We start from the raw sequence: 14250 nt of genomic DNA, 5'->3' as shown, positions 1-14250 counted from the left end.
AGGTGATGATGCGAAATGCATCACGTCATTCGGGATCGGTTGTTAAGTGGCGGTCAAAATACGCACCTTTGTGGCGATCATCGTGAATGCAGGCGAGGATGCCGGCATCGTGCGCGATGCCGGCAATGACCCCGATGGACATCCACCGGCGATGCGGTGCGCGGGGGTAATGCCGGCCAGCGGCCGGCACTACCGATACGGGCATCAGCTCGACAGATGCTCGATCGCCGCGACCTTGCCCAGGCGCTCGCCCAGCATCGTCAGCAGCGCCAGGCGGTTGCCACGCAGCGCCAGATCGTCCGCATTGACCATCACCCCGTCGAAGAACGCGTCGACCTGCGGGCGCAGGCGCGCCAGGCGTGCCAGCACGGCCACGTAGTCCTTCTGGTGCAGGCTGGCGCCGGTGTCGTCGATGGCGGCGGTGACCGCTTCGGCCAGCGCGCGCTCGGCGTCTTCCTGCAGCAGCTCCGGGTCGATCTGCGCCGGAATGTCGCCCTCGGCCTTGCGCAGGATGTTGCGGATGCGCTTGTTGGCCGCAGCCAGTGCTTCGGCTTCCGGCAGTGCGGCGAAGGTGCCGATCGCATCCAGGCGGCGGTCGAAGTCGTACAGCGAGGCCGGCTTCAGTTCGGCCACCGCGTTGAAGTGCGTGGCCGGCACGCCCTTGTCGCCGTAATAGCCCTTCAGGCGGTCGAGAATGAAGTCGTACAGCTCGCCGACATCGGCCTGCACGTTGCGCGCGGCCAGGCCGGCGTTGGCGCTGGCCAGCAGCGCGCGCAGGTCCAGCTCGAAGCCGCTTTCGATGATCGTGCGGGCCAGGCCCAGCGCATTGCGGCGCAGCGCGAACGGGTCCTTGTTGCCGGTCGGCTTCAGGCCCGCGGCGAAACCACCGGCCAGCGTGTCGACGCGTTCGGCGATGGCCAGCACCTTGCCCAGCGGCGACAGCGCGATGTCATCACCGCCGAAGCGCGGCTGGTAGGCCTCGTCGATGGCCAGCGCCACCTCGGTCGATTCGCCACCGGCCACGGCGTAGTGGCGGCCGGCGATGCCCTGCAGCTCCGGGAACTCGTTGACCATGCGCGACTGCAGGTCGTTCTTGGCCAGCTGCGCGGCGCGCCTGGCCTGCGCGGCGTCAGCACCAACCTGCGGCGCGATCACTTCGGCCAGTGCGGCCACGCGCGCCACCTTGTCGGCCACGCTGCCCAGCTTGGCCTGGTAGGTCACCGTCTTCAGGCCGTCGCCCATCGATACCAGGCCCTGCTTCAGGTCCTCGTCGAAGAAGAACTTGGCATCGGCGAAACGCGGACGGATCACCCGCTCGTAGCCCTTGGCCACCTCGGCCACGTCCTTCGATTCGATGTTGGCGATGCCGATGAACTTCTCGGTCAGCGTGCCTGCGGCATCCAGCACCGGGAAGAACTTCTGGTTGATCTCCATCGTTTCGATCAGCGCTTCCTGCGGCACTGCCAGGAACGCACGTTCGAAGCTGCACAGCACCGCCGACGGCCACTCGACCAGGTTCACCACCTGCTCCAGGTTGTCGTCGGTGATGCGGGCGCTGCCACCGGCCCTGGCCGCGGCGGCCTCGACCTCGGCGACGATGCGCGCACGGCGCTCGTGCGGGTCGACCAGCACGAAGGCGGCGCGCAGGGCTTCAACATAGTCCTGCGGCTGGGCCAGCGACACGGGCTGGTCGTGGTGGAAGCGATGGCCACGGCTGACACGGCCGGCCTCCAGGCCGAACAGTTCGGCCTCCACCACCTCGGTACCGTGCAGCAGCACCAGCCAGTGCGCCGGGCGGGCAAAGCCCCAGGTGTGGCCGCCCCAGCGCATCGGCTTGGGAATCGGCATCGCTGCAATCGCCTCGCGCAGGATCTCCGGCAGCAGGCTGGCGGTGCGTGCGCCCGGGGTCACCGCGCGGTGCACGAAGCGCTCACCCTTGTTGTCGGTGGTCTTCTCCAGCGCGGTCCAGTCGATCCCGGCCTTGGCGGCGAAGCCCTGCAACGCCTTGGTCGGCTGGCCTTCGGCGTCCAGTGCGATGTTCAGGTACGGGCCCAGCACTTCGCTGTGCTGTTCCGGCTGTTCCAGGCCCACGCCCGGCAGCAGCACGGCCAGGCGGCGCGGGGTCGACAGCGGGCGTGCATCACCCAGTTCCAGCGCGACGCCGCGCGTGCGCAGGCCTTCGACAACACCGTCGAAGAACGCCTGGGCCAGGCCCGGCAGCGCCTTGACCGGCAGCTCCTCGGTGCCCAGTTCGATCAGCAGGGGGGACAGTTGGCTCATCGGTTCGATCCTGTGGTGGGGGCGCAGCGCGCGACGCGTCCGGCGCCCCGGGTAGTTGATGAAAAGCGGGTGGGTGCGGACGGCCCGTCAGGCCTTCTTCGCGCCCGGGAAGCCCAGCTTCTCGCGCTGCTCGTAGTACGCCTTGGCCACCGCCTGGGCCAGCGCGCGCACGCGCAGGATGTAGCGCTGGCGCTCGGTCACGCTGATCGCGCGGCGTGCATCGAGCAGGTTGAAGGTGTGGCTGGCCTTCATCACCTGCTCGTAGGCCGGCAGCGGCAGGCCCACCTCGACCAGCTTCTGCGCTTCACGCTCGCAGGCATCGAAGCGGTGGAACATTTCGTCCACGTCGGCGTATTCGAAGTTGTAGGTGCTCTGCTCGACTTCGTTCTGGTGGTAGACGTCGCCATAGGTCACCGGTTGCCCGTCCGGGCCGTAGGTCCAGACCAGGTCGTAGACGTTGTCGCAGTTCTGCAGGTACATGCACAGGCGTTCGAGACCGTAGGTGATCTCGCCCAGCACCGGGCGGCACTCCAGGCCACCGGCCTGCTGGAAGTAGGTGAACTGGGTCACTTCCATGCCGTTGAGCCAGACTTCCCAGCCCAGGCCCCAGGCGCCCAGCGTCGGCGATTCCCAGTTGTCCTCGACGAAACGCAGGTCGTGCACCAGCGGGTCGATGCCCAGCGCCTTCAGCGAATCCAGGTACAGCTGCTGGATGTTGTCCGGCGCCGGCTTCATCGCCACCTGGTACTGGTAGTAGCGCTGCAGGCGGTTCGGGTTCTCGCCGTAGCGGCCATCGGTCGGGCGGCGCGACGGCTGCACGTAGGCCGCGTTCCAGCGTTCCGGACCGATCGCACGCAGGAAGGTGGCCGGATGGAAGGTACCGGCGCCCACCTCCAGGTCGAGCGGCTGGATGAGCACGCAGCCCTGCTGGGCCCAGAACTGGTTCAGGGTCTGGATCAGGCCCTGGAAGGTGATCGGAACGGTCGGGGTCGCGGACATGCGTACGAGTCTTGGCCGGCAAGGGGGTGCGTTAGTATAACGGCCGACCTGCGGGGCATTCCGTACCCGGGAGGAGCAGGCAGATGGAACATCGGCTGCCGGTGGGCACGCCCGGCGAGCCAGGCGACATCCCGCTGCCGTGGGGCCGCCTGCATTTCGAACAGGTCTGCGCAGCGCTGCTGGCCGATGGCCTGGTGGCCGAGCACGACGTCGAGCGCATGCGGTTTTCCGCACAGGGCGCGCGCAATGCCAGTGAAGTGCACCCGCTGGTGTTGCTGTCCAACCTCAAGCTGGCCGCCCGCGACGGTGGCGAACTGACCCTGGAACGCCTGACCGAATGGCTGGCCCGGCGCACCGGCAGCCGCTACCTGCGCATCGATCCGACCCGGGTCGACGTCGCTGCGGTCACCGCGCTGGTCTCCCATGCCTACGCCCGCCGCCACCGCTTCCTGCCGCTGGCGGTGGATGCCGAACGGGTGCTGGTGGCCACCAGCGAGCCGCTGGTGCAGGAGTGGCGCCGCGATCTGCAGCACCTGACCCGCCGCAGCATCGAGCTGGCGGTGGTCAATCCGCTCGACCTGCACCGCTACACCATGGAGTTCTACGGGGTGACCCGCTCGGTGCGTGGCGCGCGCGGCGATGTCCGCGGCGAAGCCAGCACCACCCTGCCCAGCTTCGAGCAGCTGGTCGAGCTGGGCCGTACCGGCGACGTCAATGCCGACGACCAGCACATCGTGCACATCGTCGACTGGCTGCTGCAATATGCCTACGAACAGCGCGCCTCGGACATCCACCTGGAACCGCGCCGCGAGATGGGGCGCATGCGCTTCCGCATCGATGGCGTGCTGCACAAGGTCTTCGAGGTGCCACCGGCGGTGATGACCGCCGTGGTCAGCCGCATCAAGGTGCTCGGCCGCATGGACCTGGCCGAACGCCGGCGCCCGCAGGACGGCCGCATCAAGACCCGCTCGCCGGGCGGCCGCGAGGTCGAGATGCGCCTGTCGACCATGCCCACCGCCTTCGGCGAAAAGTGCGTGATGCGCATCTTCGACCCGGATGCCGCCTTCAAGAGCATCGACCAGCTGGGTTTCAGCCCGCAGGAGGCCGCCGGCTGGAATGCACTGGTCGAACGCCCGCACGGCATCGTGCTGGTCACCGGCCCGACCGGCTCAGGCAAGACCACCACCCTGTATTCCACGCTGAAGCGGCTGGCCACGCCGGACGTGAACGTGTGCACCGTGGAGGACCCGATCGAGATGATCGCGCCCGAGTTCAACCAGATGCAGGTGCAGGCCAACATCGACCTGGACTTCGCCAGCGGCGTGCGCACCCTGCTGCGGCAGGACCCGGACATCATCATGATCGGCGAGATCCGCGATCTGGAAACCGCGCAGATGGCGGTGCAGGCCTCGCTGACCGGCCATCTGGTGCTGTCCACGCTGCATACCAACGACGCGCCGTCGGCGGTCACCCGCCTGCTCGACCTGGGCGTGCCGCACTACCTGCTGGCCAGCACCCTCAACGGCATCCTCGCCCAGCGCCTGGTGCGCACCCTGTGCCCGCACTGCAAGCAGCCGCACACCCTTGGTGCTGCCGACTGGGCGGTGCTGGCTGATAGCCAAGCTGCATATCCAGATGCCGCCACGCCCTGTCGGCCGGTTGGTTGCCTGGAGTGCCGGCGCACCGGATTCCTCGGCCGCATCGGCCTGTATGAGTTGCTGCCATTGGGCTCGCGGCTGCGTGGGCAGATCCGCGCCGACATGGATCTGGCCGGTTTCACCCGTGCCGCGCGGGCTGAAGGGCTGCGAACCCTGCGCCAGGCCGGGCTTGAAAAGGTGGCGCAGGGGCTGACTACAATCGAGGAAGTCCTGTCAGTCCTGCCGCCCCCGGATGAACCCAGCCCCGTTCCTGATCCTTGAAACCGGCCGACCGGTGCCGTCGCTGCGCCGCTACGGGCGCTTCCCGCACTGGATCCGGGTGGCTGCCGGGCTGGAAGAGCACGAGACGGTGGTGGTCGATGTCGAACACGGGGATGCCCTGCCCGACCCGCATGCCTTCGCCGGCGTGCTGGTGACCGGCTCGGCCGCCTTCGTCACCGACCACGCCGAATGGAGTGAGCGCAGTGCCGCATGGCTGCGCCAGGCCGCCCACGACGACCTGCCGGTGTTCGGTATCTGCTACGGGCACCAGCTGCTGGCGCACGCGCTGGGTGGCGAGGTGGCCTACAACCCGGCCGGGCGCGAGTCGGGCACGATCGAACTGGAGCTGCAGCCGCAGGCCGCGCAGGACCCGCTGTTCCAGGGCCTGCCGCAGCACTTCGCCGCCCACGCCACCCACCTGCAGACCGTGCTGCGCGCGCCTGACGGTGCCGAAGTGCTGGCGCGCTCGCCGCTGGATGGCTGCCATGCCCTCCGCTGGGGGCGCCAGGCCTGGGGCGTACAGTTCCACCCCGAGTTCGCCACCCACCACATGCGCGGCTACGTGCGTGCCCGCGCCGACTGCATCGGCCGCCATGGCGGCTGTGCCCGCAGCATCGAGCGCGCGGTCAGCGCCGCACCGCTGGCGCGCCAGCTGCTGCGCCGCTTCGTTCGCCAGGCGCGGCTGTCTTCAGCCCAGCCGGCGGCAAAACAGGGATAATCGGCGGCACGGGCAAGCGCCCGGCCCCCTCCTGTCCTTCCCGGATGTCCATGAAAGAGATTCGCAAGCTGCCGGCCTCGGCGGGCGCCCAGTGGTTGCTGGATACGTTCTCGCTGTATCGGCGTGCGCCGCTGCAGCTGGCCCGGATCGGTCTGACCTGGCTGCTGGTGAGCTGGGTGGTCACCCTGTTGTCGACGCTGATTCCCGGCGCTGCCGGCATGGCCGTGCAGCTGATGACCCTGGCCATCTCGCCGATCATGTTCGGCGGCATGCTGTACGCCGTGGGTGAGATCGACGAAGGTCGCCCGGGCCTGGCCTCGCACCTGCTGCAGCCGATCCGCGACCACCGCGTCAGCCACCTGCTGGTGCCGCTGGCGATCCAGGTGCTGGCGGTGCTGCTGCTGGGCGCGCTGCTGTTCCTGATGATCGGCCGCGAAGGCTTCACCGCCTTCAGCGAGGTAATGACCAAGATGGAAGAGATCAGCCGCAGTGGCCAGCAGATCAAGCCGGACGATGCTGCGGCGCTGGTGGCCAACCTGCCGGCCAAGCGCATCGCACTGTGGATGCTGCTGGTGTTCCTGAGCGCGGTCGCACTGTCGCTGGCAATGTTCACCCAGCCGGCGCTGGTGGTGTTCGACAAGCAGAGCGGCATGCACGCGCTGCGCCTGAGCCTGCAGGGCTGCATCGAGAACATCGGCGCGATGATCGTGTTCGCCGTGCTCGGCCTGATCGCCGCGTTCTGCATCTACATCCTGTTCGTGATCGTGATCCAGATCGCGATGCTGATCGGCGGCCCGCTGGCCGCCGCCTTCATCGCCCAGCTGGTGCTGACCACGGTGCTGATGCCGCTGTATGTCGGCGCGGTGTACGCCGCGTGGAAGCAGATGTTCGTGCACCGTGGCAGCCGCGCCGCACCGCCGATCCCGACCACGCCGACCTCGAGCGACATCTTCCACGCCTGATGAAAAAAGGGGACGGAGGGGATTAAGTCGTTAGCTGCACACACTGGGCATAAACGACTTAATCCCCTCCGTCCCCTTTTTTCTTTCAGGCGGCGGGCTTCTTGACTGCCGACGACGGCACCAGCCAGCGTGCGGCGTGGATGCCCAGCTCATAGAGCAGGCACATCGGGATCGCCAGCATCAGCTGCGAAACCACGTCCGGCGGGGTCAGCACCGCCGCCAGCACGAAGATGCCGACGATCGCGTAGCCGCGGCCTTCCTTGAACTGCTGCGGCGTCACCCAGCCCAGCAGCACCAGGATCACCATCGCCACCGGCAGTTCGAAGCTGCCGCCGAAGGCGAAGAAGATCGCCAGCACGAAATCCAGGTAGGCATTTGCATCCGGGGTGATCGCAATCACGTCCGGGCTGAAGGTGGTGAGGAAGTGGAACACCGCCGGCAGCACCAGGAAGTAGGCAAAGGCACAGCCGGTGTAGAACAGCAGCACCGAGGACACCAGCAGCGGCACCGCCAGGCGCTTCTCGCGCGCATACAGGCCGGGCGCGACGAAGGCCCACAGCTGGTACAGCAGCCACGGCACCGCCACGAACAGGGCAACGAAGAAGGTCAGCTTCAACGGCGCGAAGAAGGCGCCGGCCGGATTGGTGGCAATCATCGTCTGCCCGTTCGGCAGCTGCGAGACCAGCGGCTCGGCCAACGCGTTGTACAGCTTCTGGGTGAACGGCAGCAGCGCCAGCAGCACCACGCCCAGGCCCAGCAATGCGCGCACCAGGCGGCCGCGCAGTTCCACCAGATGTTCGACCAGCGAGCTCTCGCCGAAATCCTGTTCACTCATGGCTGGCGCTCCGTGCGCGGCGGCGGCGGCGCACCGGCTTCAGGGGGTGTCGCCGGCGTCGGCTCGGGAGCGACGCCCTCCTGTACCGGTGCATCGGCACGGGTCAGGCCGCTCATATGCGGCGGCAGATCCGCAGGCGCCGGTGCGCGTACCTCCTGCGCCAGCGTATCGCCCTGCTGCTGCGCCTCCTGCGCTTCGCGACGGATCGCTTCGCCGCTGGCACGCAGCTGGTTCTCGGTGTCCTGCATGCCCTGGCGAACGTCCTGCATCTGCCGCTTGATCTCCTCGGCCTGCAGTTCGCGCTCCAGTTCCTGTTTCACCGAATCCCATTGATTGCGGGCGCGACGCACCCACAGGCCGGCAAAGCGGGCCGCCTTGGGCAGGCGCTCGGGACCGAGCACCACCAGGGCGACCACGGCGATCACCAGCAGTTCGCTGAAGCCGATATCAAACACCGCGACCGCTCCGGATCAGCGAGGGGTGCGGTCGTGCTCGTCCTGCGCGGTGCGCGAGGCGTCCTGGCTGCGCGACTCGTCGCCCAGCTGCGCGTTCGGCTTGTCGTCGTCGCGCATGCCCTTCTTGAATTCCTTGACCGCCGAACCGAGGTCCTTGGCGCCACTGGTCAGGCGCTTGGTGCCGAACACCAGCAGGACGATGGCCAGCACGACCAACCAATGCCAGATGCTGAAACTGCCCATAAAGACGCTCGTTACGTTAGTGATCAGGCTGTCGAGCATAGCGCACCGGCTGTTAGCCGGCGCGCGTGACGAAAGTCAGTTTCCGCCCAGCGTTTCCGTGCGGATTTCGCCGTCGTTGACCGGCTGGAAGCCCTGCTGCTGCGGCGGCGGGTTCTGCGGAACGTTCTGCAGCGGCGCGGTGGTGGCTTCGGCCGGGGCCGCCGGTGCTGCCTGAACAGGCGCAGGCACAGGGGCGGCAGCCGGGGCCGGCGCCGGGCGCGGCGCATTGCCACCGTTGCCGTTGCGGTTGTTGCGGGCGGCGTAGGTGGCCTCTTCCAGACGATCACGGAAGGCGACCACGTCCATCGACGGCGAACCGACGGCGCGACCTTCGAAGATCATGCGCGGCGTGGTGTTGCTGCCGTAGGCGTCAAGGTTGGCGGCATCGTCGATCTGCAGCACCGCGCCATCCAGCGCAACACCGGCGAACAGGCCGCGCGCGCGCGACCACGACCAGATCTCGGCCTTCAGCTGGCCGTCGGTGGCGGCGGCGGCATTGCGGCCGACCGGACCGGCGGCAACGCCGGCATCGGCGCCAAGCGTGAACTTGCCATTGACCAGGTTGTCCAGGCTGCGGTCGTTGCGGAACACCAGCACTACGTCGGAAGACTGGACGCCGGCCTGGAAGCCGATGCTGCCACCGGTCAGCTTGACGAATACCGGGCTGGACCAGGCGCCATTGGGCATGCGCACCGACATCAGCCCGTGGCCGCGACGACCGCCAATGACCAGGCCGGCCTTGATCGTGTCGGGAATGACGATGACCGCGCGGCCTTCATCGAGCAACTTGTCCGGAATTCCCTGTTCAGGGATTTCCTGGATCTCCGCCAGCACCCGCACGGCATTGCGGGCGCGCTGGTCTTCCTGCGGTCCGGCCATGGCCTGGCTGGACAGCAGGCTGGCGGCGATCAGCAGGGCTTGGATCGGGCGACGCATGGCAGGCTCCAGAAGTCAGTCCATAGGAAGATATAGCAAGTGACTGAAATTAGTAGTGTTGTCATGAATCCCCAATGAGCGTTCCCTGCTCACATAGATGCGCGCTATGCCAGCAATCCGAACCCTGCATCCCGGCGCGGCACCGGATCGGCGACAATGCACCCCATGCTCGACGCACCCGATACCGCCGTGCTGGCGGTCAACCTAGGCACGCCCGATACGCCGACGGCCCCCGCCGTACGCCGTTACCTGGCCGAATTCCTGTCCGACCGCCGCGTGGTCGCGATCCCGCCACTGCTGTGGCAGCCGCTGCTGCGCGGACTGATCCTGCCGCTGCGCAGCAGTCGTTCGGCGGCCAAGTACGCCCAGGTCTGGCTGCCGGATGGCTCACCGCTGATGGTCCATACCCGGCAGCTGGCGCAGGCGATGCAGGCCCTGCTGCCAACCCTGAAAGTGCGCCACGCAATGCGCTATGGCGAACCGGCCCTGGCCCACGAGCTCGACCGCCTCGCCGCCGAAGGCGCACGCCGCATCGTGGTGCTGCCGCTGTACCCGCAGTACTCCACCACCACCACCGCCTCGGTCGAGGACCGCGTCGACGCCTGGCAGCGGCGCAACCCGGGCGTGACCGTCAGTCTGGTACGCGACTACTCGGTCGACCCGGGCTGGGTCGAGGCCGTTGCCGGCTCGATCCGCCGCTACTGGGAACAGCACGGCCGCAGCCAGAAACTGATGTTCTCCTTCCACGGCATCCCGCAGCGCCTGGCCGACGCGGGTGATCCGTATCCGCAGCGCTGCGAGGCCAGCGCGCAGGCCATCGCCAACGCGCTGGGCCTGGGCAAGGACGACTGGCAGATGGGTTACCAGTCGCGCTTCGGCCGCGAGCGCTGGCTGCAGCCTTACGCTGAGCCGAGCCTGTGGACGTTGGCCGAATCCGGTGTGAAGCAGATCGACGTGGTCTGCCCCGGCTTCGCCACCGATTGCCTGGAAACGCTGGAAGAAGTCGCGATGGGCTTCACCGAAACGCTGGCCGAACGTGGCGCGACGATGCGCTACATCCCCTGCCTCAATGCCGAACCGGAACACGCGCGCGCCCTGGCACGACTGGCCGTGGCCTCGCTGGCATGAGTCTGCAACCCTTTGAACTCGAGGTGGGCGGCACCCGCGTCGCCGGCCTGCGCAACAGCGGCGACGGCCCGCGCGTGCTGGCCCTGCATGGCTGGCTCGACAATGCCGCCAGCTTCGTGCCGCTGGCGCCGCACCTGGCGTCGCTGCAGCTGGTGGCGATCGACCTGCCCGGCCATGGCCACAGCGCGCACCTGCCGGCCGGTGCCAGCTACACCACGGCGGCCGCGATCTGCCACGTGCTTGATGTGGCCGACGCCCTGGGCTGGGACCGCTTCAGCCTGCTCGGCCATTCGATGGGCGCCGGCATCGCCAGCCTCACCGCCTCGGTCAGCGACCGCGTCGAGCGCCTGGTGGCGATCGAAGCTCTCGGCGGCCTGCGCGGCCCCGAAGAAGAGACCGCCCATCGCCTGCGCGAGCACGTGAACGCAACCCGTGCGTTGGCGCGCAAGCAGCTGCGCGTGTTCCCCGACCTGGCCGCGCCGATCCGCGCACGGATGATGACCAACCAGCTCAGCGAACCGTGCGCACGACTGCTGGTCGAGCGCGGCGTGGAACCGGTCGAAGGCGGGTATCGCTGGTGCAGCGATCCGCGCCTGATGCTGCCCACCGCGATCCGCCTCAGCGAGGGCCAGATCGACAACCTGCTGCAGGCCATCGCCTGCCCGACACAGGTGATCTATGCCACGCCGGCGCAGTCGTATTATCCCGAGCCGATGCGCAGCGATCGCCTGCAGCACCTGCGGGATGGCCGGCTGGCAGTGTTTCCCGGCAACCATCACCTGCACATGGAAGATCCGGAACAGATCGCAGGCGTGATCCTGCACTTCTTCAGCAACGACAACGCCGGCTGAGCGCAGGCGTCCGCGCGCTTCACTCCGCGCGTTTGCGGCCGATACATCAGTTGTGGGCCCCTGCGCCCGCTGCACGCGGGCCCGGTCGGTCCTGCGGCATGTGTCTGGTTCTGCAAGGAAGTCCGCATGCCCGCTCTGCTGCACCGTCACCCACAGGATGTGGCCGCGGTGTCCCGTCTCCGCGTCGCTGATCGCGCCGCATCCCTCGAATTCCCGGCACCCGCCCTCGTCACGCCCTGCTGCGTGCGTTGCGGCGTGCTCGTTGTCGTCTGCTGACCCAGGAGCCTCCGATGTCCATTGCATCCGCCCGTCCCCCCGATACCGCCCGCCTGTCGCACCTGCAACAGCTCGCCCGCGGTGCTGACCGCCGCCTGCTGACCGGCAGCGCGGCACTGGCCGTGACCGGGCTGGTGCTGGCCCTGCGCGGTCCGCACGGTGTGGCCGCCGCGTTGGCCGCGGGCGCTGTGCTGCCCGCCTTGTGGCTGGCCGGTCCGCTGGCAGGCCGCGGCATCGCCCGCAACGCCCTGGCAATCCTGGTGGCGCTGCAGCTGGCCCTGTTGTCCGCGATCACCGGCCTGTCGCCGGCGTTGCCGATCGCCCTGCTGCTGGGCGTGCTGCTGGACCATCGCGATCGTCTGCCGGTGTGGCTGGCCGGTAGCATCGGCACGCTTGCACTGCTGGCCCCGCTGCCGGCCGGTGCTGCGGTGGGGCCGGCGCTGCTGCAGGCCGCGATGCTGGCCGGCCTGACCCTGTTCCTTGGCCAGGTCGCACTGCGGCTCCGCCAGCAGACCGAAGCACTCGGCCACGGTCCCCGCCGGCTGGCCGCGCTGGCGCGCGACATCGCCACCGGCGCCGATCTTGGTGCACATGCTGACACCACCGCCTACGCACCGGGTTCGCTGGCCCATGCGCTGGCCGACACCGCACGCCATGTGCAGGCCCAGCGTGGACGCGAAGCGGAGGCACACGCCGAGAACGCGCAGATCCGCCAGGCCCTCGATGCCTCGCGCACCGCGATGATGATTGCCGACAACGATCACGTGATCCGCTACGTGAACCGCTCGGTGGTGGCCCTGCTGCGCAACCAGCAGGCAACGTTGCGCCAGGCCTTCCCCGATTTCGATGCCGAGCGCCTGGTCGGTAGCAGCATTCATCGCTTCCACGCCAACCCGGACCGGATCCGCGCCATCCTCAATGGCCTGCAGGTCAGCCACAACGGCAAGGTACAGATCGGCCCGGTGCACTTCGCACAGGTGGTTACTCCGGTCTTCGACGCACAGGGCGTGCGCCTGGGCTTTGCCGTGGAGTGGCATGACCGTACCCATGAGCTCGCCTTGGAGAACGCCGTCGCCGGCATCGTCGCGGCCGCCGCCGCCGGCGACCTCGACCAGCGCCTGCAGGCAACCGAAGGTGCCAGCTTCCTCGATGGCCTCACCGGTGGCATCAACCAGCTGCTGGATACGTTGGGCAGTACGGTTGACGAGGTGCGGCAGATGCTCTCGGCGCTGGCCAGCGGCGATCTCGATCGACGCATGCATGGCGAGTATCACGGCGCCTTTGCCGCGATCCAGCGCGATGCCAACGCCACCGCCGGCCAGCTGGCGCGCATGGTGGGCCGTATCCAGCAGTGCGCGTCCTCGATCAGCACCGCTGCCAGCGAAATCGCTGCGGGCAATGGCGCGCTGTCCGAGCGCAGCGAGCGCCAGGCAGCGCACCTGCAGGAAACCGCCGCTTCGATGGAAGAGCTGACTGCCACCGTGCGCCAGAACGCTGCCCATGCGCGCGAGGCGAGCCAGCTGGCGATCACCACCCAGAGCGCCGCCAGCGACGGCAACGTCGCCATGCAGCGGGTCGTCGACACCATGCAGGCGATCGAGGGAGCCTCGAAGCGGATCGGCGACATCACTGGCGTGATCGATGGCATCGCCTTCCAGACCAATATCCTCGCGCTCAACGCGGCAGTGGAGGCCGCCCGTGCCGGCGAGCAGGGCCGTGGCTTCGCGGTGGTGGCCAGCGAGGTGCGCGTGCTGGCGCAGCGCTCCGCCGCTGCGGCTCAAGAAATCAAGAAGCTGATCGATGAGGCAGGTCGCCAGGTGGGCGAAGGCGCCCAGCTGGTGGCCGATGCGGGCCAGCGGATGCAGGGCATTGTCGGGGGCGTTGAGAATGTCAGCCACCTGATGCACGAGATCTCGGCGGCCTCGCAGGAGCAGTCGGTCGGCATCGAGCAGATCAACCAGACCGTGGTGCAGATGGACCAGGCGACGCAGCAGAATGCCGCGCTTGTGGAGGAAGCCACCGCGGCCGCACGCGAGCTGCAATTGCAGGCGGGTACGCTTACCGAGGCGGTATCGGTGTTCCGCCAGCAGGAACCGCACGAGGTCTCGCGGGCCGCCTGATCCGGGCCTGCAGTTCCATCCCGGTCAAGACGGCGCCCGCAGGGCGCCGTTTTTTTTGCCTGCTTTTGCGTGATGGGTCAGGAAAGTCCGCTTCCGGACCTGCCGTGAGGAGCGACCAACCCTGGCTGGCGCCGCATCCACGCACGGCGTGGATCTACTGTGCGCCCGCATGCCCTCGGTAGTCGCCAACCTTGGTTGGCGCTGGGGCTGCCCGCGGAGAATATCCACGCATGGCGTGCATCTACCGGCCGGTGTGCAGCTATGGCGGTGCCGGCCGGCGGCCGGCGCTACCCGCATGTTCTGCGCACAAAGAAAAACCCCGCTGCGCAAGCAGCGGGGTTTTGGGTATAAACCCTGGCGATGACCTACTCTCGCATGGCTTGAGCCACACTACCATCGGCGCAGCTGCGTTTCACTTCCGAGTTCGGGATGGGATCGGGTGGTTCCACAGCGCTAATTTCACCAGGGAGGCTTTTGGAGCGTCGCACT

Annotated in this window: 12 protein-coding genes and 1 rRNA gene; 6 read left to right on the top strand and 7 right to left on the bottom strand. The window is 68.1% G+C overall.

The features are described 5' to 3' along the window. Positions 1-204: 204 nt before the first annotated feature. Both glyS and glyQ read right to left on the bottom strand, forming a co-directional pair. Entirely contained in the window at positions 205-2280 is a 2076-nt protein-coding gene (gene glyS / locus AC5P98_RS19005) for a glycine--tRNA ligase subunit beta (RefSeq protein WP_049419124.1), read from the bottom strand. A gap of 87 nt (positions 2281-2367) precedes the next feature. Next, positions 2368-3279 carry a glycine--tRNA ligase subunit alpha gene (glyQ, locus tag AC5P98_RS19000; protein ID WP_014648902.1) on the bottom strand — a complete coding sequence of 304 codons (912 nt, stop codon included), beginning with the start codon at positions 3277-3279 and terminating at the stop codon, positions 2368-2370. 83 nt (positions 3280-3362) lie between these two features. Between glyQ and AC5P98_RS18995 the strand changes: the two genes are divergently transcribed. The 3 genes from AC5P98_RS18995 to AC5P98_RS18985 are packed head-to-tail and all read left to right on the top strand — an operon-like array spanning position 3363 to position 6878. After that, on the top strand, positions 3363-5198 hold the full coding sequence (locus AC5P98_RS18995; protein ID WP_014648903.1) for a GspE/PulE family protein: 1836 nt from the start codon (positions 3363-3365) through the stop codon (positions 5196-5198). Continuing rightward, entirely contained in the window at positions 5170-5916 is a 747-nt protein-coding gene (locus tag AC5P98_RS18990) for a glutamine amidotransferase (RefSeq protein WP_049404561.1), read from the top strand. Before AC5P98_RS18995 ends, AC5P98_RS18990 begins: the two co-directional genes overlap by 29 nt. 50 nt (positions 5917-5966) lie before the next feature. Beyond that, a complete protein-coding gene (locus AC5P98_RS18985) occupies positions 5967-6878 on the top strand; it encodes a BPSS1780 family membrane protein (RefSeq protein ID WP_014648905.1) in 912 nt (303 codons plus the stop codon). 85 nt (positions 6879-6963) lie between these two features. On the opposite strand, the gene tatC is transcribed toward AC5P98_RS18985, so the two are convergent. The 4 genes from tatC to AC5P98_RS18965 all read right to left on the bottom strand — a co-directional run bounded on the left by tatC (position 6964) and on the right by AC5P98_RS18965 (position 9386). After that, positions 6964-7713: a twin-arginine translocase subunit TatC gene (gene tatC / locus AC5P98_RS18980; RefSeq protein WP_005420449.1), complete on the bottom strand. Its 750-nt coding sequence runs from the start codon at positions 7711-7713 to the stop codon at positions 6964-6966. After that, the gene (tatB, locus tag AC5P98_RS18975; RefSeq protein ID WP_032957854.1) at positions 7710-8168 is read right to left on the bottom strand and encodes a Sec-independent protein translocase protein TatB; all 459 of its coding nucleotides are present in this window, start codon (positions 8166-8168) and stop codon (positions 7710-7712) included. Before tatB ends, tatC begins: the two co-directional genes overlap by 4 nt. Before the next feature lie 15 nt (positions 8169-8183). Beyond that, positions 8184-8411: a Sec-independent protein translocase subunit TatA gene (tatA, locus tag AC5P98_RS18970; protein ID WP_014648907.1), complete on the bottom strand. Its 228-nt coding sequence runs from the start codon at positions 8409-8411 to the stop codon at positions 8184-8186. A gap of 75 nt (positions 8412-8486) precedes the next feature. Further along, entirely contained in the window at positions 8487-9386 is a 900-nt protein-coding gene (locus tag AC5P98_RS18965; RefSeq protein ID WP_046433307.1) for a lipid-binding SYLF domain-containing protein, read from the bottom strand. A gap of 165 nt (positions 9387-9551) precedes the next feature. On the opposite strand from AC5P98_RS18965, the gene hemH reads away from it, so the two are divergent. The 3 genes from hemH to AC5P98_RS18950 all read left to right on the top strand — a co-directional run bounded on the left by hemH (position 9552) and on the right by AC5P98_RS18950 (position 13761). Further along, positions 9552-10514 carry a ferrochelatase gene (gene hemH, locus AC5P98_RS18960; RefSeq protein ID WP_049404564.1) on the top strand — a complete coding sequence of 321 codons (963 nt, stop codon included), beginning with the start codon at positions 9552-9554 and terminating at the stop codon, positions 10512-10514. Then, the gene (locus AC5P98_RS18955; protein ID WP_032957858.1) at positions 10511-11365 is read left to right on the top strand and encodes an alpha/beta fold hydrolase; all 855 of its coding nucleotides are present in this window, start codon (positions 10511-10513) and stop codon (positions 11363-11365) included. Before hemH ends, AC5P98_RS18955 begins: the two co-directional genes overlap by 4 nt. 290 nt (positions 11366-11655) lie before the next feature. Next, entirely contained in the window at positions 11656-13761 is a 2106-nt protein-coding gene (locus AC5P98_RS18950; protein WP_049404566.1) for a methyl-accepting chemotaxis protein, read from the top strand. A gap of 352 nt (positions 13762-14113) precedes the next feature. Here AC5P98_RS18950 and rrf read toward each other — a convergent pair. Continuing rightward, positions 14114-14228: ribosomal RNA gene (gene rrf / locus AC5P98_RS18945) — 5S ribosomal RNA — on the bottom strand. Positions 14229-14250 lie beyond the last annotated feature (22 nt).

Source organism: Stenotrophomonas sp. YJH_SMC_135 (assembly GCF_059372355.1).
Note: the sequence above shows the minus strand (reverse complement) of the source record. Positions and strands in the feature narration are given on the sequence as shown.